The organism is Paenibacillus sp. OAS669 (genome assembly GCF_014873645.1).
Taxonomy (GTDB): Bacteria; Bacillota; Bacilli; order Paenibacillales; family NBRC-103111; genus Paenibacillus_S; species Paenibacillus_S vulneris.
In genome coordinates this window covers 114,175-132,928 of sequence record NZ_JADBDR010000011.1, presented here as the reverse complement: position 1 = coordinate 132,928, position 18,754 = coordinate 114,175, and the positions used below count along the sequence as shown (strand labels likewise).

The 18,754-nt window shown below is 49.0% G+C and carries 18 protein-coding genes; 1 reads left to right on the top strand and 17 read right to left on the bottom strand.

What is annotated here, in order from left to right:
• Window positions 1-19: 19 nt before the first annotated feature.
• The 15 genes from GGC63_RS22745 to GGC63_RS22675 form a co-directional block, all read right to left on the bottom strand.
• Window positions 20-1,546: an NAD(P)H-hydrate dehydratase gene (locus GGC63_RS22745; RefSeq protein ID WP_192704269.1), complete on the bottom strand. Its 1,527-nt coding sequence runs from the start codon at window positions 1,544-1,546 to the stop codon at window positions 20-22.
• A 413-nt stretch (window positions 1,547-1,959) separates the two neighbouring features.
• Window positions 1,960-3,159: an MFS transporter gene (locus GGC63_RS22740; protein WP_192704268.1), complete on the bottom strand. Its 1,200-nt coding sequence runs from the start codon at window positions 3,157-3,159 to the stop codon at window positions 1,960-1,962.
• 197 nt (window positions 3,160-3,356) lie between these two features.
• Complete coding sequence (locus tag GGC63_RS22735) at window positions 3,357-3,764, bottom strand: hypothetical protein (protein ID WP_192704267.1); 408 nt, start codon at window positions 3,762-3,764, stop codon at window positions 3,357-3,359.
• A 533-nt stretch (window positions 3,765-4,297) separates the two neighbouring features.
• Entirely contained in the window at window positions 4,298-4,720 is a 423-nt protein-coding gene (locus GGC63_RS22730) for an STAS/SEC14 domain-containing protein (protein ID WP_225948436.1), read from the bottom strand.
• Between the two features lie 118 nt (window positions 4,721-4,838).
• Entirely contained in the window at window positions 4,839-5,684 is an 846-nt protein-coding gene (locus GGC63_RS22725) for a sulfurtransferase (protein ID WP_192704266.1), read from the bottom strand.
• A 29-nt stretch (window positions 5,685-5,713) separates the two neighbouring features.
• Complete coding sequence (locus tag GGC63_RS22720; protein ID WP_192704265.1) at window positions 5,714-6,487, bottom strand: ABC transporter ATP-binding protein; 774 nt, start codon at window positions 6,485-6,487, stop codon at window positions 5,714-5,716.
• A 21-nt stretch (window positions 6,488-6,508) separates the two neighbouring features.
• Window positions 6,509-7,516: an ABC transporter substrate-binding protein gene (locus GGC63_RS22715; RefSeq protein WP_192704264.1), complete on the bottom strand. Its 1,008-nt coding sequence runs from the start codon at window positions 7,514-7,516 to the stop codon at window positions 6,509-6,511.
• Window positions 7,517-7,550: 34 nt separating this feature from the next.
• The gene (locus GGC63_RS22710; RefSeq protein ID WP_192704263.1) at window positions 7,551-8,330 is read right to left on the bottom strand and encodes an ABC transporter permease; all 780 of its coding nucleotides are present in this window, start codon (window positions 8,328-8,330) and stop codon (window positions 7,551-7,553) included.
• Window positions 8,331-8,370: 40 nt separating this feature from the next.
• The gene (locus GGC63_RS22705) at window positions 8,371-9,735 is read right to left on the bottom strand and encodes an LLM class flavin-dependent oxidoreductase (RefSeq protein WP_192704262.1); all 1,365 of its coding nucleotides are present in this window, start codon (window positions 9,733-9,735) and stop codon (window positions 8,371-8,373) included.
• 16 nt (window positions 9,736-9,751) lie between these two features.
• Window positions 9,752-10,738, bottom strand: coding sequence for an aldo/keto reductase (locus GGC63_RS22700; protein ID WP_192704261.1), 987 nt, complete (start codon window positions 10,736-10,738; stop codon window positions 9,752-9,754).
• Between the two features lie 155 nt (window positions 10,739-10,893).
• Complete coding sequence (locus GGC63_RS22695) at window positions 10,894-11,751, bottom strand: ankyrin repeat domain-containing protein (protein ID WP_192704260.1); 858 nt, start codon at window positions 11,749-11,751, stop codon at window positions 10,894-10,896.
• Window positions 11,752-11,949: 198 nt separating this feature from the next.
• Entirely contained in the window at window positions 11,950-12,585 is a 636-nt protein-coding gene (locus GGC63_RS22690) for an NUDIX domain-containing protein (RefSeq protein ID WP_192704259.1), read from the bottom strand.
• Window positions 12,586-12,636: 51 nt separating this feature from the next.
• Window positions 12,637-13,272: a DUF2306 domain-containing protein gene (locus tag GGC63_RS22685; protein ID WP_192704258.1), complete on the bottom strand. Its 636-nt coding sequence runs from the start codon at window positions 13,270-13,272 to the stop codon at window positions 12,637-12,639.
• Window positions 13,273-13,403: 131 nt separating this feature from the next.
• Window positions 13,404-14,228 (bottom strand): NAD(P)H-binding protein, encoded by an 825-nt coding sequence (locus GGC63_RS22680; protein ID WP_192704257.1) that lies wholly within the window; start codon window positions 14,226-14,228, stop codon window positions 13,404-13,406.
• Between the two features lie 190 nt (window positions 14,229-14,418).
• On the bottom strand, window positions 14,419-15,717 hold the full coding sequence (locus tag GGC63_RS22675; RefSeq protein ID WP_192704256.1) for an extracellular solute-binding protein: 1,299 nt from the start codon (window positions 15,715-15,717) through the stop codon (window positions 14,419-14,421).
• Window positions 15,718-16,028: 311 nt separating this feature from the next.
• Here GGC63_RS22675 and GGC63_RS22670 point away from each other — a divergent pair, with 311 nt between their 5' ends.
• A complete protein-coding gene (locus tag GGC63_RS22670; RefSeq protein ID WP_225948421.1) occupies window positions 16,029-17,075 on the top strand; it encodes a glycoside hydrolase family 105 protein in 1,047 nt (348 codons plus the stop codon).
• A 144-nt stretch (window positions 17,076-17,219) separates the two neighbouring features.
• Here GGC63_RS22670 and GGC63_RS22665 read toward each other — a convergent pair whose 3' ends face one another.
• The gene (locus GGC63_RS22665) at window positions 17,220-18,092 is read right to left on the bottom strand and encodes an arylamine N-acetyltransferase family protein (protein WP_192704254.1); all 873 of its coding nucleotides are present in this window, start codon (window positions 18,090-18,092) and stop codon (window positions 17,220-17,222) included.
• Between the two features lie 120 nt (window positions 18,093-18,212).
• Window positions 18,213-18,719, bottom strand: a complete 507-nt coding sequence (locus tag GGC63_RS22660) for a DinB family protein (protein ID WP_192704253.1) — start codon at window positions 18,717-18,719, stop codon at window positions 18,213-18,215.
• Between the last annotated feature and the right edge of the window lie 35 nt (window positions 18,720-18,754).

Sequence of the window (18,754 nt, the reverse complement as noted above, 5' to 3'; positions counted from 1 at the left end):
CACGTCCATCGAATGCACTCTATAGCTCATCGATGATATCTCCTGCCGTAATCGACCGGGAGAAAGCCCTTGCAGCTGCTGCACGATCACCGGCTTCCCCATGCAGATATACGCCATAAGCAGCCGCCATCTCGGCAGAAAAGCCTTGAGCAATGAGGCTGGCGATGAGTCCCGCAAGGACGTCTCCGGCTCCGCCGACCGCCATTTTGGGATTGCCTGTCGTATTGATCGTAACGGCACCGTCCGGCTCCGCTATGACGGTCCGCGCGCCTTTCAATACCAGAATAACCCCATGCTGTGCGGCATAGCTTCTAGCCAGTTCGATCCGGTCACGCTGCACGTCCCGGATGCCGAGCCCGGTCAATTGGGCCATCTCCCCAGGGTGTGGGGTAAGGATGACCGGCGATCTGCGGCTCGGCCATTGGTCCAAATCCGCATCCGCAAGCATATTCAGCGCATCGGCATCCAATACAAGCGGGCAGTCTGACGTTCCCCAGATTTCACGTAGCCATTGGCTGTCCCCCTCCCATCGCCCCATCCCCGGTCCGATCACTATCGAACGCTTCTTGTCGGCTAATTCGATGACCGACGAAGCGGGAATAGAAGACCAATCGCCCAGGCCCGAATCCTTCAATCCCATAAGCATGATTTCCGGTATGGTTCCCATCATGGACGGCTGCAGCGACTCCGGAAGCGCCCATGTCACCAATCCGCAACCGCTGCGCAACGCAGCTCTTGAGCATAGATGACCGGCGCCGCTCATCCGCCAGCTTCCGGCCGCAACCAGTACATGGCCATAGGTCCCTTTATTGGAATCCTGCGGACGAGTTACATTGCCAGCCCGGAAGCCGAAACGGTTCTTAAACATGGCCTCATTCGTCAGGTAAGTCCGGATACCATGCAGAGCCGCCCATTCGCTTACTATTCCAATAGGGCGAACTACGACTTCCCCGGCTTGCCCGGCGCCAGGGTATTGCTCCAAGCCTCTCTTGGTGAACGCCAGAGCAACCGTTCTTTCCGCTACAATGCAAGGATCGTGTACCTCACCCGTATCGGCATTCAATCCGCTTGGAATATCGACGGCGATGATAGGCAGACCGGAGGCATTTGCCTCCAATATCAATTGAGCATAGGATTCCCTTGGCTTTCCGCGGCTTCCGGTTCCGAGGAGAGCATCCACGATTCCGTCATAATCACGCCAATCGATACTTCCGCTTTGATAAATTTGCGACGGTACTCCAAATCGGGCGGCTATGGCGCTCTGAACGGCACTCTCCCCCTTCCAGCCCTCAGGATCTTCTATGTAAATGACGGTCGGGTCCATACCCGCTTCGATCAAATGTCTTGCCGCTACGACCCCGTCACCGCCATTGTTGCCTTTTCCAACAAGTATTGCCCATCTGCGAAGCTTTCCGCCGGAATAAGCGGTCACTTCTTCGGCGACAGCCCTCCCTGCATTTTCCATTAAGACCATCGCCGGTATCCCGACAGTTTCAATAGCATAGGCATCTATTGTACGCATTTCCTGGTTTGTCACAACAAACATGAGCTCTTCACCCCTTAAGAACGAAAGTTCGGCCATTAAGATGCTCTCGCAGGATCATCCTACTTCAATTGTAGAAGCGGCCGCGGCCCCTTGTAAAGCTTCGTTTAAGACCGACTCTCATTCGAGCCTTTTCTGGCTAAAGATACAAACAGCAGGACCAACGGGAGGAACAAGGCAAAAATCATTGTAAACGGGCAAGTAATTTGTTTACATATCATTTATTATGTATACTTTTATTAATAAGATAACATAGAATATATTATGTAAACATATTTCGAATTATGTGAACATGAAAATAGTAGACCATAACTGACTACCGCCTCATGTCTCACCGACCCATGCGTGTTGAAACATTAAAGAGCTCGCCAAAAGGCAAGCTCCCCCCAACTCCTTTGATAAACTTCGAATCCTAGTTAAACAATAGATTGGTTTCTTACAGCCGCTCTCTTCTTCCCAATTTGCGTCGCCGCTATAACACTGCTGACCACCAGCACGCAAGCACCGAACAAATACGGGAGGTTTATGTGGATATCGAATAAGATTCCCGCGAGACCCGGACCGAATATGTTGCCGAGACTCATATAAGCATTGTTTAGGCCGGCCACGAACCCTTGCTCATCTCCCGCTTCCTTGGACAACAAGGTGTTGAGAGTTGGGCGCAAAATATTATTGAAGGTAAAGAATAGCATTGTCATGAACATCACATAAATAAAGTTCCCCGACAGCAGCAGGCACACAAGCGATACGGCGCATAAGACGAGCATGGAGCTGATCACTTTCTTCTCCCCCAGCCATCGAGTAAGCTTCCCTGTCAATACAAGCTGATTGACTGTAGCAATCAGGGAGCACACCGTGAGCAGGACCGCTATATCGCGCGTATCAAATCCATAGCTTTGTACGACAAACAGCGGAAAAATCGCTTCGAAATGCATGAGTCCGAAGGTGAGCGCGAATACCATGAGCAGCAGAATAAAGTACTTGGATCTTACCGACAGGATGATCTGGCGGAGGATGTTCTCCTTCTTGTTTTTGGATTCCCTCTGCATGAGTCTCTGATCTGCGGTAGTGGATTCCGGGAGCAGCTTCAGGCTGCACAGCATGGCAAGGAGGCCTATCCCTACCGATGCATAGAATGGGAACCGGATGCCAAGCTCCGCAAGCAAACCACCGGCTCCCGGTCCAATGATGAAGCCCGAGGTCATAGCCGTTCCTAGCAACGACATCGCCTTGCCCCGCTGATCATTCGTCGTAATATCCGCTACATACGCCATTATGGAAGGTACCAACGCCGCTGAGCCAATTCCTCCGATTAATCGGGAAAGGAAAAGCAGCGACAAATCTCCGGCAACAGCCGCAATCAGGTTCGATAATGCGAATAAAAACAGCCCGGCAAGGATCATAGGCTTGCGCCCGTATTTATCCGACAGGTCGCCTGCAATCGGCGAGAAAATAAACTGGGTCAATCCGAAGCACGAAACCAGATATCCTGCCGCTTGTCCCCCTGCCCCGAATTCATTCAGCAGCTCGGGAAGGATCGGGATCACGATTCCCGTACTCAGCATGGCAAGAAACATATTTAACAGAAGCAAAGGAAACGATGATTTGGCAAGCATGATGTATTCTCCTTTTTCTAGTACAGCTGAACGACTGATCGACCAGGAAGCCCCTCTCCCCGTACCATAGTCAGCAAGAAGTATTCTATCATGGAATCGCCAATATGAAAAATATGAAAAACATAGCTTTCACCAACCTAGATCGAATAGCCTGGATAAAAATATCCCCCATAATGTTATGGAGGATTGTAGTTTATTCAAAATGCTGCAGCCACAGTCTCTTGGCCGACAACTGCGATTCCCCGGTAAGAATAACAAAGCACCGGCTGGTCCCGTTGAAATGCAATATCGTTCGCGTCGCACTCGTCACGGAAGGAAAGCATGTCATCTGCAGAATAGTTCATGAAGCTAGTACCGTTTCCTATCAAAATGCATAAAAGATAAGTTCCAGTAGTTCCTATATGGGACCTGCACTCCAGAACATAGTGGTCGGAATGGCCGCGCCCATCCTCTGTATAAATCCGAATACGGGCATGGTTCGATATCGTATCCTCCGGGCTCATGAACAGCTTGGCTTCATCGGATACCATGGAGCCATCCATAATGGCACTAATGCCTTTGTCAGCCAAACCCTCCGCATCCTCAAAGGTATGGAATTTATTCATTTGCGTTTCTCCTATCCTATGAAAGTACACTTTGCTTTCTATCATACAACAATAGCGATAAGGTTGGAACCAGGATAGGTTTACCGCTGCTAGGCAAAATAATCCCATAAAGTGGAACATTGGCTTTGAAGCTGGCCAGATACTTTGCGGGGAGTCCCCCATTGAACGAACTCAATTCGCTAATGTTAAAAAAAGGCTCTTTTCGTAACTCATCGTAAACCCCAAAAACGTGGAGGGAAAGCGAAGAAGCGTGGTATCAGTTCAGAACAAATAAGTATCGTTGTTGCTCATGACCGTAATGGGAACGTATTATCCAAAATGGCTGGGCGTGGACGAATCACTGCTGATGAAATCGAACAATCTCTTGATGGATTCCTTGATGAAGAAATTGTACTTTTTTCAGAATCAGCCACTAATTTTAAAGCATTCGCTAATGGTGTTGGAAGTTTGTAAACAAGTGAATTTTAAGACAACAGCAACATTACGGGCATAAAAAGACCAGTTGATTGAGAGCAACTGGTTCAATAAAGGTTTTATATTGGATATTCATTCAACCAAATAAATGCTTGTTCATAATTATCAAAAAATTTTACGGATTCTTTTGTATTGGATTGTTGTAAATAATTCATTATCTCCCCTTCTTCAAGGAGAAACGCAATTGCCTTGCTGTGATTCAAAATGGTTTCATTGAAGAACTTTTCTTTCCATACTTTTTGAACAGAAAAATGATCTGGCGTGTATCCTTTTCTATCCACCAACAATTTGTATTTCCGACCCTCGGAAATGAATTGCTGACAAACCTGCTCGAAGCCATAAAACCATTCATTAACATCATCTGTTTTAATCTTGCCAGTTAGATGGGTAACAATTAAATCTCCTGAAACTGTTGTGCTGATATTTTGTTCACTCAACTTGGAATCATCTCCCTTAGTTACAATTATGCGTAAAAATCTCATAAAATCAATAAGGATAAAATTTTTACGCAATAAAGCAACATTATTTACGAGCCTAAAAAAAAGCCGCAGCTACTGCCTCGCAGGCAATTAACCGCAGCTTCACTCCTATAAAGTAAAGTTATTCGTCTCCTGTTGCAATCGGATTGTCTTTATAACTGATCCAATCCGACCAGCTGCCCGGATACAGCCGGACGTTCTTGAACCCGGCCTCCTTCAATGCCAACACATTCGGTGTTGCAGATATACCGGAACCGCAATAGACGATAAGCTCCTCCTCCTTGGATAGTCCGCTGAAGCGCTGCTCCAGTTCTTCAGACGATTTCCAGGTCCCCCTTGCTTCAAGCCCATCCTTCCAAAAGTAATTTACCGCTCCTGGAATATGACCTGCCACCGGGTCGAACGGCGATTCTATACCCAGGTACTGGTTCCGGTCGCGGGAGTCGATCAGCCTGCCGTTCTTTTCCCCTTGGACAACCGCCTTCACAGTATGGACATCTACGATCCAATCTTCCTTAACGGCCGGGATCAACACGCGTGCCTCAGGCAACGGTTTCTCTGTACTGACGGGTAGTCCGTCCTCCGCCCATGCCTGGAAGCCCCCGTCTAATATACGCACATCCTCGACTCCAATATATTGGAGTACCCACCATAAGCGCGAGGCCGCCGGCCCGTTCACATCCTCGTAAACGACTACCGTAGAGGAGGTATCGATCCCTAGAGAGCCAAAGCGCTTGGCAAGCCGTTCAGGTGACGGAAGCGGGCTCCGCCCCCCATGCTCGCCTGCAGGATCCGTCAGATCCGCTTTAAAGTCGACGAACACAGCCCCCGGCAGATGTCCGGCCTCATAAGCTTGTTTGCCATACTGCGCTTCTTTGGGGTTAAAGCGCACATCCGCAATGACGATATTTCCTTCTTTGAGACGATTCTGCAGCCACTCAATTCCAACTATTGCTGGGTTAGACATGGGATCAGTACTCCCTTCCACAATTTGGTTTATATTACAAATTCGAGATCTTCCTGCGTTTTTACTTGATGGATTGCCGCATAAATATCATTTTGGACCTTCAGCAGCTGCACGTCGTCCCGTTTTCGGGGTCTCGGATAAGGGATGTCAAATATTTTTTGTATTTTGCCGGGTCTTGGAGATAAGAGAACAACCCGATCCCCCAAAAATACTGCCTCGGATACATCATGCGTAACAAAGCACACCGTTTTTTTCTCTTTTTCCCAAATATGCAACAGATCGTCCTGCAGCTGCAGCCGGGTCAAATGGTCAACGGCGCCGAACGGCTCATCCATCAGCAGTACTTCCGGGCTGTTCGCCAGAGCACGGGCTATACCCGCTCTCTGCTTCATCCCCCCGGACAATTGATGGGGATATTTATGCTCAAAGCCCTGCAGACCGACCATGTTCAAATAGTATTGGACGATGTCCTTTCTTTCCGATTTGGGTATTTTGCGAAGCTCCAGCCCGATTCCGACATTCTGGGAGATCGTTCTCCAAGGATATAGGGATGGGTCCTGGAATACAACACCTCGCTCGATCCCAGGTCCGCGCAGCTTCTTGCCATCCAGCAGCACTTCCCCTGAGGTGGGAAGCTGAAGACCGGCTAATATCTCAAGCAGAGTGCTCTTCCCGCAGCCGCTCGGGCCGAGAATGCTGATAAATTCTCCATCCTTAATGGTAAGATTAATGTCCGATAGGGTCAGGGTGGGACTCGAGCCACCGTATCTTTTAGAAACCGCTTGAAGCGTAAACCCGGCCATACTCACACCTCGTCTTTCTAGTTACTTCTTGGGGATGAACCGCAAATCAATGATTTTGTCTACATCATAAATTTTGTCCTGCAGCCCGAGCTCCAGTTGAACCTGCTGCGTATCCTGCAGCGCCTTTTTATCTACGTCAGGATTATTTTCCCACAGAACTTTTTCCCGCTCGAAGGCTTTGTCTACTGCTGCCGGATCTATCTTGATCTTGGATAAGAAATAAGTCTTGTACTCATCCGGATGACTCTTCGCATATTCCTGCGATTTGAAATAGGCTCGAAGCAGCTTCTCGATCAACTCAGGCTTCTTGGCTATCACCTCGTTGCTCGAAGCCAGAACACCGGTGTGGAAGGTAGGCAGATAATCCCACCCCTTCGCTAATATCTTTCCTTTTCCGTTTACTTCGACAAGGGAAGCAAATGGCTCATGAATAATGGTTGCATCGACTTGCCCTGAAGTAAGACTGGCATAAGCCGCTTCGTTCGCACCATTAGCCAAGTAGGTTACATCCGTTTTGCTTAAGCCATGTTTTTTAAGAATAACTTGAGTATAGACGTCCAATCCGCTGCCAAAGGCGGCTGCTCCGACCTTTTTCCCCTTCAATTCTTCTACACTATTGATACCAGGCGCAGCTACCAGATAAAATGGCCCTTTCGTACGGAACATGGAGGACACGATTTTGATCGGGGCTCCTTTTCCCGCAGCAATGATCGCCGTTGTGGTTGCAACGTCTGCAATATCCACATCTTTGCTGGTCAAGCTTTCAATCGGATTTTGTGTCGTTACGAATTCGACATCCAGCCCTTCTTCCTTGAAAAATCCTTTCTCGGCGCCGAAATTGACGGCCAGGCCGCTAACGCCATTGAACGCCGCGTAGCGAACTTTTTGAAGCTGCTGCGCTCCTTCGGAAGACGATGTTGCAGAGCTCTTGGATTCTTGTCCGCCTTTGGAACCAGTGGAGCAGGCGGTAAGCACCATCACCATTGCCAATGTCAGAATTCCTACTCCCCGCCATGATGTTTTTTTCATTCTTCTCTCTCCCTCTATGTGAATGCCAACCATTTTAGTAAGATTTCCATTTCAGCACGACTTTTTTTTCCAGCAGATCAATGATTGCAATAATAAGGACCGATACGATCGTGACGACGGTAATGATCGCGAATGCTTTGGCCGTATCGTATGTGGACGTTGCTTGAACCAGCAGGTTGCCAAGGCCGTCCTTCGACGCAATCATTTCGCCGAATAATGCCCCTACCAGGCCGGTAGCAGCCGACACCCTTAACGAGACGAATATCGTTGAAGCAGCGGAAGGCAGTATCACCTTCGTAATCGTCTGGAATTTGGTAGCCTCAAAGACCCTCGCCACCTTCAAATGATTGTCCGCCGTCTGCTTGATTCCTGTAATCGTATTAAAGGCGATGGTAAAGAAGCAGAACAGGAACACAATGGCAACCTTATGTGACAACCCGATGCCAAGCCACAGCATCAAGAGCGGAATAATGGTCACCTTCGGGACCGCCAGCAGTGCGGACAGGAACGGGCGAAAGAACGATTCCGCCCTTGGGACCAGCACCAGGAACAAGCCCGTTCCTATCCCCGCCGCAGCGGAGAGCACATAGCCTGCCGCAAACTCCCCGAGCGTTACGAATAGGTGATGAAAAATAATGCCGTTCGTAAACAAGCCAATGATTTCGTCGATTACCTGTGTAGGCTTGGATAAATACAGAGGTCCGACGATTTCCGCCCGTACGATATACTCGATAAGACCAAGCCCCAGCAGTAAAAATAGGATCTGAGCGATGATAATCCGCCAGTTAGCCAATAAGGATTTGCTGCCGCCCATACGCTTCCCTCGCTTCCTCAGCTGCTCTGTTGTGTGCAAATTACTTTTTCAGGACGGCATCTTTCTTCGCCAGCAGGTTCTCGGGACGCGGAAGGCCGAAATGCTCCCGGAACGTGCTTCCTTCGTATTCCGTACGGAATAAACCGCGTTTTTGAAGCTCCGGAACGACGAGGTCGATGAACAAATCCAATCCCCCAGGCATGTAAGGAGAGCATAAGTTGAAGCCGTCCGCAGCTTCGTTAACGAACCAGCGTTCAATCTCATCCGCAATTTCCTCTGGACTTCCGACGACAAGCAGATGCCCTCTGACTACGGCAGCAAAGTAGTAGAACAGCTCTCTCAACGTGATATCGTCGTGGCCGGCTGCATTTTGCGCTAGTCGGACGAGCAGCTCGGCACTGTTGTCGTTTAAAGTGGAGAGCGACAGATCGGGCAGCGGTCCATCTAACGGGTAGCCTGTTAAATCAATTCCGATTCGGGCAGACAATGCAGATAGATTAAAGTCAGTGACAATCAAGGAGCTGAGCTCGCGATATTTGGCATGCGCCTCTTCCTTGGTGCGCCCTACCAACGGAACGAGTCCAGGCATGATGAACAGCTCATCCTTCGAACGACCGTACTTGGCTAGCTTGCTTTTGACGCTTGCATAAAATTTACGCGCTTCCTCGATCAAGATTTGCCCTGTAAAGATAACGTTGGAGAAGCGTGCTCCCAGCTCCTGGCTTCTCTCCGAGGTTCCTGCAGACAGCAGTGGAATTTGCCCTTGCGGAGGCCGTGCAACATTCAGAGGACCCGCCACAGAGAAATGTTCGCCTTTATGATGAAGCGCATGGACCTTGCTCTCATCGACATAGACGCCGGTTTCCTTGTTTCTTACGAACGCATCATCTTCCCAGGTATCCCATAAATCCTTGACAAGCTGAACGAATTCGTCCGCGTAGTCATACCGTTTGGCATTATCCCAATGCTTTTCTCTGCTGAAGTTCAACGCTGCTCTGACATCAGCGCCCGTCACAACATTCCAGGCGACACGGCCTCCGCTCAGATGATCTAGTGAAGCGGTTTGACGGGCAATGTGGTAAGGCTCCGCATAGGTCGTGTTCGCCGTTACGATCAAACCGATCTTTTCCGTCACTGCAGTCAAATGGGCGATCATCGTGAAGGGCTCCATCCGAACCATCTGGGACGGGAATTGATACTGCATATCGGCGCTAGTGGCAAGAGCATCTCCCAGGAAGAAAAAGTCGAACTTCGCTTCCTCCAACCGCTTGGCGACATATTGCAAAAACTTAGGATCGAAGGCACCATCCGCAACCGCCTCAGGCAGCCGCCAACCGGCCGGATGATAGCCTGTAGAAAAAAGAAATAAGCCCAAATGAAGCTTGCGATTCGTTTGCTGTGTCATGGATGACATCCCCTTTTTATCGAATGTGTTTTAATTTGCGAGAAATCTCGTCAATATGATCCAATTCTTCCTGCGTTAGTCTCTGGTCGGCATATTTGATCGCGTCCGTAATATGCTCCGGCTTGGAGGCGCCCAGAATAGCGGAGGTGATATAGGAATGGCTGAGTACCCAAGACAGAGCAAATTGCGCCAAGGTCCATCCTCTGGCTTCCGCCAATGGCCGAATCTCTTCTACCAGCTCATATGCGGGATTGTGGCTGAGTAGAAGCTCCAATCTCTTCTCTCCCGCCGCCAATCGGCTTCCGGCCGCAGGCTCTTCGCCCTTGCGGTATTTGCCGGTCAAGATCCCGCGACCAAGCGGACTGTACACGATAACTCCGACGTTGTCCGACTGGACATACGGTACGAGCTCCTGCTCAATGTCCCTCGTGATCAAGCTGTATTCGGGCTGGATGCTCTCGAAGCGGTTCCACTTATGGAGCGCGCTGATGCCATGAGCCTTGGCCAACTGCCAAGCTGCAAAGTTGGAGCAGCCGATGTACCGTATCTTCCCCTCCTTAACCAGATCATCCAGCGCTCCAAGAGTTTCTTCCAATGGGGTTTCCGGATCGAACCCATGCACCTGATATAGATCGATATAATCGGTTTGGAGCCTGCGCAAGCTGTTCTCCAGCGCTCTATAAATATGGTACCGGCTAAGCCCGGAATCATTGATTCCCTTCCCTACGGGCGCCTTTACCTTGGTCGCCAAGATCGTATCGTGACGCCGTCCTTTCAAAAGATTGCCAAGAATCGCCTCCGATTCTCCCGACAAGCTCGGGTCTCCCAGGTCCATTCCTCTTCCATAAACATCTGCCGTGTCAATGACATTGATTCCTGCATCCAGCGCCTGATCCAGCACGGCAGCCGAGGACCTCTCATCGATCCACCTGCCGAAGGCCATAGTTCCGAGACTGATCTCGGAAATCTTCAAACCGGTTCGTCCTAATTTCCTGTACTGCATCGAATACTCCCCCATTCCCAAAATAAAAGACAGCCAGAAAGACACACTGAACCTGCAAGTGTCTCTCCGGCTGTCCGGTAGATACAATCTATATTATTCCCATCATATAAGTGGGATTAATGACAAAAAGTTCTCTGGCTTACTTGCTGTGACCCTTACGGCCCCAAGAGCGCTGCGGTGAGCAGATGCCCTTTATGTACTGCGATTTGATGTGCTGTCTCGCCATCCTCATTCTTCACTGTCGGATCAACTCCATACTCCAAAAACAGCTTAACAAGAGAATCACGTCCGAAATAAGCAGCAACATGCAGCACCGTGTAACCTGAACGTAAGCTGCCTTCACATTTGGCATGAACATCAGCGCCATACTGGATCAGCATTTGGATAATATGCTCATAATTCCCCATGATAGCTGCATGGATCGCCATATTGTTCAAGCTGCCGTCCTTGCTTCTTGCGTTCACATCCGCCCCGAGATCAAGCAGCAGCTTCACTGTCTCGGTATTGCCAAAATGCGCCGCCATCGAAAGCGGCTGAAACCCGTCCGGCCCGTAGGCCGAAATCAACTCCGGAGCTTGCTGCAGCAGCTTCTTCACTCGTGTCGTGTTCCCGACTGCCGCCGCCTCAAAAATATTCAGCTCGGCACCGTGATTGATCAGCAGCTCCTTAATGTCGTTAGCACGCATGTAGGTTGCGATAAGCACGGCTGTCTCTCCCTTGCTGTTGCTTGCATTGACTAGGGAGGAATCTTTCCCGATAAGCTCTGTCACCTTCTTGAGATTATTATGCGTGACAGCCTCGAGCATCTCGTTTCTAAGCTGATGTACATGATCCGCAAGAACCTGAGCCTTCTTGAGCAGCTCTTCCGAGGCTTGAATGCCCTTGGATACAAGATGCGAGACCGCTCTTGAACGATTGGTTTCCAGTCCGGATTCAACGAGTAGATCGACAGCCTGGATAGCCTGCTCATCTAAGCGGATGGAAAGCACAACGCTATTTTTTTTCTTTGGCATGTACAGCTCCTGTAAAGTTGTAATAGGAATTACAAAACTACAATAACATAGGTATTGTGAAAAAGCTATCCTTTTTTTCGGATTGTTTTACTCGGATTTAAATTTCGGTGAAAATTTCCTGATTCATACCCCCCCCCTACAAAACAAAGCCATAGCTCCGAGGCGGATTCAGGTATTTTGTGGGGGGCTTCTTATCCTCTAGAATGAATAGCGCAGCTCCTCGGTTACATAATGAACCCACCGCTGCTGCGGCGCTACAATGTCGGGCAATCTGCTCATCGGAGCCCAGAACAAACGGAATACATGATGATCTGCTTCCATCTCCCATTCATCCCTGTTGCAATTGCTGCGCAAATGGTAAAACCTCCGCAATACCTCACTTGCCAGATCCTTACGGTCCACCCATCCCGTAATTTGATAGGATATATAGTTCGGATCCGGATACTGGTCCTCTTCTATGTAAGATATCTGGACGAATTCCCCCTGTTCGCGAACGTAATCCACCTGAATGCCTCTTCTGATCTCGGCCCAGTAGGAGCTCATAAAGTCCGGTCTTGAGTAAACCTTGGCGTTATGAAAGGTTGCATATTTGTCACCTGGAAGCCGAAGCTTCTGTTCTCCGATGTATTCACATGAACCAAACTCCTCTAACCCGGTCTCTTCTAAGGCTTCGCGCAGAGCCGCATCCTTAAACTCTTCATCGAATTCAACAGTTCCCGCAGGCAATTGAATGCCAGCATTCGGATGCCGGAAAAGGAGCAGCTCGGCTTCGCCATTCCGCTCCCTTGTTATAAAGCAGGTCACTTTGCCTAGAACATTGTTCGCTTGTTGCATAGGCCCGATCCCTCCGTCCCTTCGTGTACTAACCCTAAAGGAAGCAGTGTCTTATGGTTCACGATGTTTTCGCTGTCGTCGAATAAGGAGCTCCGGGGTTAACAGCAGCAGAATGACAGCTCCGTATACCCCTATCGAATAGCTAGCTGGATAAGCCCATCCGAATCCACGTGATATTACAGCCGTAATAAGGTGAGTCAGAAAATTGGTGAAGCAAAGCGCATAGCTCCTCATCATCCATTCCCAATGCTTGATAAGCCGTTTCTTTTTGATGTGCACTATGGCCCCGACAGTAAAAATCGGCCACAGCAGATTCAACAGGTTGAATGCTATGCTATTCATCCTACCGCCTGTTGCATAAGGTGCCATATACCCTGAGGTCAGGTCGACGAGTAAAATGGAAACCAGGTACACGTATCCATTGATGCGATGGAATCGGCGATGCCGGCTCAACAATCTTTGCGAGAAGTTAAGGGCGCCCGTTATCATTGCCAGACAAGCAAAGCCTATATGGACATACAACACATGAAGCCATAGCGGAAGCTGAACCTCTTTTTTCAAACCAATCTTATGCTTCAGAAATTCAGCTGCAAACGGATCATGGATATAATTCATATACATCACATAAATGAGATCGATGACCATGATGAGTACCACGAGTCCATACCAACGCCTGCCGCTGAACATACCAAAATTCCCCTCTTCTGCCACAACGCTCCAATGTCACTGATGCCGCATTTTGATTCTTATTGTATCAGAACTGCTGGACAGGATGTGCTGGCAGGGATGACTTCTTTCTGACATTTGCTGAAGTAATGCTAGATCCCTTTGGTATCCTCCACGAATTGGCGCAGGGTCTCCTTTAGTGATCTGGATGGTCTTCCCAGAACGGTTTGCAAATCGTTTGAAGTGGAGGCTGTATTGATTTGGCTTAGAAATCCGAAGATCCAGTGCTTCATCTGCGCGTCCCTGCGAACCGATATGGTTTTCCCTGCAAGCTCGGATATTGCTGCCGACAGATCCTCCATGGTCCACGATTGTGATGCCGTAAGCTCATAGCTTCTCCCTTGATTTAGAGGTTCGCAAAGAACCGCTGCTATGGCGGCAGCAAGATCCTCTCTGGTTACTGTATTGAATGTCCACTCGCCGGGAGGCACAACCAGCTCTCCTGAAGCAATGGCCGCATCTAGGCCGAAGGCTTTGACAATATCTGTATACAGCGCATTGCGAAAAATCGTATAAGGGATGCCTGATGCAGCAATAGCCCGCTCCGTGTTCACATGCAGTTGTGTCAGCGAAATCGAGCCTTGTTCCGCATAGGCAAAGCTGGTATAAGCGATATGCTGAACCTGCGCTTGCTTGGCAGCTTCAATTACCCGCTCATGCTGGAGCAACCGTACGGTATCGTCCTGGTGTGAGCTGGAAATGAATAACAGCTGCTTCGCTCCTCTCAAGGCAGCCGGCAGCGATTCCGGGCGGTCGTAGTCGCAGTATCGTAACTCTATACCGAGCTCCTCCAGTGACTTTCCACGCTCGGCGTCCCTTATACAAGCAATGATTTGTTTTGCATCGATTCTTTGTAACAGCTCTTGGATAACCAGACTTCCCAATTGGCCATTCGCTCCGGTAATCACAATGGACATGAACCTGTCATCCTTTCCTCAACTGCGGTTATAGGAACTCTACCTGCTTTCGTTTATCCAAAATATAACATAATTCTTGCCAGGATGTTTAAGGAAAAAATCAGTATAGGGATAAAATATCATCCTTACTTGAGAAGCGCATAGAAAAAAAGACCCAGCCTCTAAGGCTGAATCCTTGTCTTCGTAATCCCTATTTTTGTTTGATTTGCGGCATGATCTTGGTAATCTCCTCGTCTGCTTCACGCAGCGCGGTGTTCACATCTTTTTTGCCTGCCACAACGTCCGCTACTTTCGCGTTAAATATTTTACGAACATCCGCATGGCTGGAATACGTCGAGCTCGGCATATATGGAGCGATCTGTCCTTTGTAGATAGCCTGGACATTTTTCCCCTTCAGGAAATCCATTTCGGTACCGAATGAATCTTTAACTGCTTTACTCGATAACACCGGATAATATCCGTATTTCTTGGCCATCGTCGACTGTACTTCCTCTGATGTGAGGACAGAAAGGACCTTCATGGCATCGTCCTGATTTTTGCTGACCTTGTTAATCCCTACATACATCGTATCTCCCAAACCCTTAAGGCCGTCGTAGCCTTTGTAGCTTGGAAGCTGCACCATGTCCCAGTTCAACCCGTTATTGGAAGCCTCCTGAAGGGATGGCATCATATTGGAAATGACCATTGCCGTGTTTTTATCCTTGACAAAGGCGTTCACTACATCTGCAAAAGCTCCGCCCTTAGGCTCGTTGCCCGGAATCATCACCAGATTCGAATATAGGGTCAACAGCTGCTTCCATTGATCGTTGTTGATGGTCGGTGCGTCGGTCTTGGCATCCAGCAGATCAATCGGCAGCCCGCCCTTCATAGCAAATATGCTTTGCGGATGCATCCCTTTATATTGAAAGCCGGCATCCATCTTCGAGACCTGCTTGGCAAGATTGATGATATCCTCCCAGTACATCCCGTCCTTCGGATAAGGAACGGCAAACTTATCAAAGATATCTTTATTATAATATAAAGCGGTAGGACTGCTGTAAAAAGGAAATGCAACAAGCTGGCCATCCGCCTTGCTTCTCTCAGTAAAGGCCGGATCAAATTTGCTTATATCCATATTTTCCTTTTTCATTAATGGGCTCATGTCCTGGGTTAGACCAAGGTTCGCATAGGTTCGAATATCGTTCGTAATGGTGAAAATGTCCGGAAATTCACCTGAAGCAACCAATTCATCCGGGTTGGTTCCCTTGCCTCTCACTACTTGCTCTAAGGTGATGTGAGGATATTTCTTTTTCACAGGTTCTACGAAAAGCTGCTGCCATTGTTCATCCGATACGGCGACCCACTGGTATATTTTGATGGTAACCGGTTTGGACTCTGCCTGCGGCGAACCCGTACCGGCATTCTCCTGTGCGCCCTTCCCTCCTGAGCAAGCGGATAGTGCGCATAGTGCGGCTAACGAAGCGGCAATAACCGATAATTTCTTTTTCATACAAATGGTTCCCCCTTAATTTGCGACAGACTCTCTGTAAGCGCTTTAATTTCTATGGCTTTATTATAGCAAAGGCAAGCCGGGGAATCTTCATTCATCTTGCGATGAATTATAGGAATATTGCTATCTTCAGCAGCAATTAACAAGCTGTAATATCCGTTATTGGCTTTATCCCCTATACTAATTCTACGAAATACGGATCGCAGCAGCGCAATATTTCTATAAATTCAAACAACATGGCGAAAGTATGCAGGCAGTCTATTATATATAATGAAGGAGAAAAAATCCTTTATCATTTGGAGGGACTGTATTTGCGAAATTATGCTATTTCATCTGATTTGGCCCAAACTAAAGCCGCTTCCGTCTACGCGTTTATGATATCTGGAAAATCAGCAGATACACGCATGAAGATGGATCTGTGGGATTGGATTCCCGGAGTCGGGGTCATATCGATTCTGCGATATTACGAGAAAACCGGGAACAAGGAGCTGCTCCGCTATTTGACGGACTGGGCAATCCGTAATGGCGATAAATCACGGCTCCACCGAACCGTGAATTCCACTGCCCCCTATACCATATTACCAGCCTTGTACCATTTGAATCCAAAGGAAAGCTACAAGGAGGACGTTCAAGCGGCCGCCTGCTGGCTTCTTCATGAAGCGCCTCGAACCCGCGAAGGAGCGCTGGAGCATACTGTCACTGAAAATGCGTTGTTTCCGGAGCAAGTTTGGGCGGACACGGTCTATATGGCCGTATACTTCATGGCTGAGGCAGCGAAAATGCTGAATTCGAAGGAAATTGCACAGGAAGCGCTGCTCCAGTTGGAATTGCACCTTCGATTGCTTCAGGACGATACGACCGGCGTACTCTTTCACGGCTGGAACTGCGGGGAGCGCAGCCACATGTCTGCAGCCCGTTGGACACGGGCGAATGCCTGGGTGGCTCTTGGCTTGCCTTGCATTCTGCAAAGCATCACCCATCTCGTGGACATTCCTCCCAGGCTGCATGACCGGTATGTTCGCCTGATGAACGGATTGATCGGTTACCAGAACGCGGGCGGATTATGGCACACCGTCCTGGATCGGCCTGATTTCTATGAAGAAACATCGGGGAGTGCCGGCATAGCGGCAGGAATTATTCGAGCTATCGAGTGCGGCCTTCTGGACAAGAAGTTTCTTGAAGCCGCCGACCGCACGGCCTCGGCAATCGTTGATAAGATTGATGAAGAAGGCAGAGTCGCCGGAGTATCGGGTGGGACCCCAGTGAAGGATAGCGTTGAGGATTATAATCGGATTCCATTCAAAGACACGCTGTACGGTCAAGGCTTGGCATTGATGCTCTTGGCAGAATATATATAGGTTCATGAGGGCCGGATAATTGTCTAGCAAGTCTGCTCTTGTGAAGGAAAACGGCAAAAAAGGCCTGACTGTTTATTTGCGATCAGACCGTTTCCTTTATACATGCGGCAAAACTGTTGCAGGCTTATCCGGACCCATAAAGGCCTAACTCAGAGCCTTGGTAGCTTTCCACTCGACGTGGGCGGCTTCCACCCTTTTCCATAAGTCATCCTTCTCCAAGGCGCTGTAACCGGCAAGACGCTCCCCGAAGACATCGTTCAAAAGTTCCAGCCACTCCGATTTGCTAGCCACCTCGACCTTTATCAAGCCGTTCTTGTCTCTCTTGCTCCAGATGCAGCCCCGCAGCTCGTTACTCTGACTTGCATTTCTCTGCCTAACCAGAAAGATACGTGCCCATGGTGATTCTGGAGAGCGGCTGTAGAATTCATGCTTCGGCATAAACTCCTCCAAGCTTCCCAGGACGGCAGCATCAATGTCCACCCCTGCAAAAGAAGCCAACGGATCATGCACGAGACGCCAACCCTGAGGCACTACACCGGATTGAACGACCTTATAGCTCATAGGCCCCTGCTCATACATGCCGTAACGAAGCGGAATAGGCTCATACGGCATATCACCCAGCCCCACGTCAACAATCCATTGCTCCTCTGCTTCCGCTTCATTCACAAGGTCAACGCTCAGACTCAAATGAAACGAATTCACTCTCGGCTGCTCTCCCAACGGCTGCACGCCGGCGCGGTGCAAATGGACCTTATAGCCTAAAGAATGAAGCAGCGAACTGAATGCGCCGTTCAGATGAAAGCAATATCCGCTCTTGTCATTCAGTACAAGCCGGACGGATTGTTCAAACCCTATCGCTGCCGGTTTACCTGCAAATATATCAACGGTCTGCCATGAAAGAGCGTTCACATGAGCTTGATGCAGCACAAACAAATATTCCTTAGTAGGCGGCTGTATCTCCTTAATTCCGATCCTGTTCAAATATGCTTTTATTTCCTCTCTTGTCATGCGATACATCAGGGGATCACCTCGGGTTTTACTAATTGCCCCCAAAGTGCTGGCGGCCATGTAATCTCATTGTAGAGATGCAGAGAGGATTCGGCAATACGTAAGCAACACAACTGTACCGGTACACTTTTATTCCCTTATCCCCAGTTCTCGTTCCAATTCCTTCTTCTGCCGCAGGTGATGGCCGAAATGCATGTCGACAAGCGCAAACCATTCCCGTGCGTTAAGCCAACCGAAACCATCATGCTTTACTTTGCAGTTCGGGTTCAGTTGGTTTATTTTCCCTTCCCATTCTTTCATTCTTTTCATCACTTGATCGAGACCCTGCATCAGGTCTTCTTTGCTGTCAGAGTTGCTCGGAGAGTTCTCTGGCCCGTCCGGAAGCTTTATTTTTACCGGCGGGAATCCGCCAAGCTGGAACAGATGATCGCCTCCCTCCGTTTTCCCGAGTGATTGCTCTTCCCTTGCAGCAGTACACATTTCTACTTTGTCAAGATAATCGAGGGCGGTGAGAATCACATGGTTATACAGCTGACCGAGGGACCAGACCCACGGCGCGGGGATCTGCCTTAGCTGCTCCATGGTATACCTCTGCAAACCGGCCTTATATATTTCAATCCATGTCTGATTACTCACTAAAGGAATCCCCTTTCAAAGTTAACATCCAGCCT

Bases quoted from the DNA above. Each gene is read 5' to 3' on its own strand.
- GGC63_RS22665 (WP_192704254.1), bottom strand. From the start codon at position 18,092: ATGTATCGCATGACAAGAGAGGAAATAAAAGCATATTTGAACAGGATC.
- GGC63_RS22685 (WP_192704258.1), bottom strand. From the start codon at position 13,272: ATGTTCAGCGGCAGGCGTTGGTATGGACTCGTGGTACTCATCATGGTC.
- GGC63_RS22745 (WP_192704269.1), bottom strand. From the start codon at position 1,546: ATGTTTGTTGTGACAAACCAGGAAATGCGTACAATAGATGCCTATGCT.
- GGC63_RS22695 (WP_192704260.1), bottom strand. From the start codon at position 11,751: ATGCCAAAGAAAAAAAATAGCGTTGTGCTTTCCATCCGCTTAGATGAG.
- GGC63_RS22710 (WP_192704263.1), bottom strand. From the start codon at position 8,330: ATGGGCGGCAGCAAATCCTTATTGGCTAACTGGCGGATTATCATCGCT.
- GGC63_RS22735 (WP_192704267.1), bottom strand. From the start codon at position 3,764: ATGAATAAATTCCATACCTTTGAGGATGCGGAGGGTTTGGCTGACAAA.
- GGC63_RS22700 (WP_192704261.1), bottom strand. From the start codon at position 10,738: ATGCAGTACAGGAAATTAGGACGAACCGGTTTGAAGATTTCCGAGATC.
- GGC63_RS22725 (WP_192704266.1), bottom strand. From the start codon at position 5,684: ATGTCTAACCCAGCAATAGTTGGAATTGAGTGGCTGCAGAATCGTCTC.
- GGC63_RS22680 (WP_192704257.1), bottom strand. From the start codon at position 14,228: ATGTCCATTGTGATTACCGGAGCGAATGGCCAATTGGGAAGTCTGGTT.
- GGC63_RS22715 (WP_192704264.1), bottom strand. From the start codon at position 7,516: ATGAAAAAAACATCATGGCGGGGAGTAGGAATTCTGACATTGGCAATG.
- GGC63_RS22720 (WP_192704265.1), bottom strand. From the start codon at position 6,487: ATGGCCGGGTTTACGCTTCAAGCGGTTTCTAAAAGATACGGTGGCTCG.
- GGC63_RS22705 (WP_192704262.1), bottom strand. From the start codon at position 9,735: ATGACACAGCAAACGAATCGCAAGCTTCATTTGGGCTTATTTCTTTTT.
- GGC63_RS22730 (WP_225948436.1), bottom strand. From the start codon at position 4,720: ATGAGATTTTTACGCATAATTGTAACTAAGGGAGATGATTCCAAGTTG.
- GGC63_RS22690 (WP_192704259.1), bottom strand. From the start codon at position 12,585: ATGCAACAAGCGAACAATGTTCTAGGCAAAGTGACCTGCTTTATAACA.
- GGC63_RS22740 (WP_192704268.1), bottom strand. From the start codon at position 3,159: ATGCTTGCCAAATCATCGTTTCCTTTGCTTCTGTTAAATATGTTTCTT.
- GGC63_RS22675 (WP_192704256.1), bottom strand. From the start codon at position 15,717: ATGAAAAAGAAATTATCGGTTATTGCCGCTTCGTTAGCCGCACTATGC.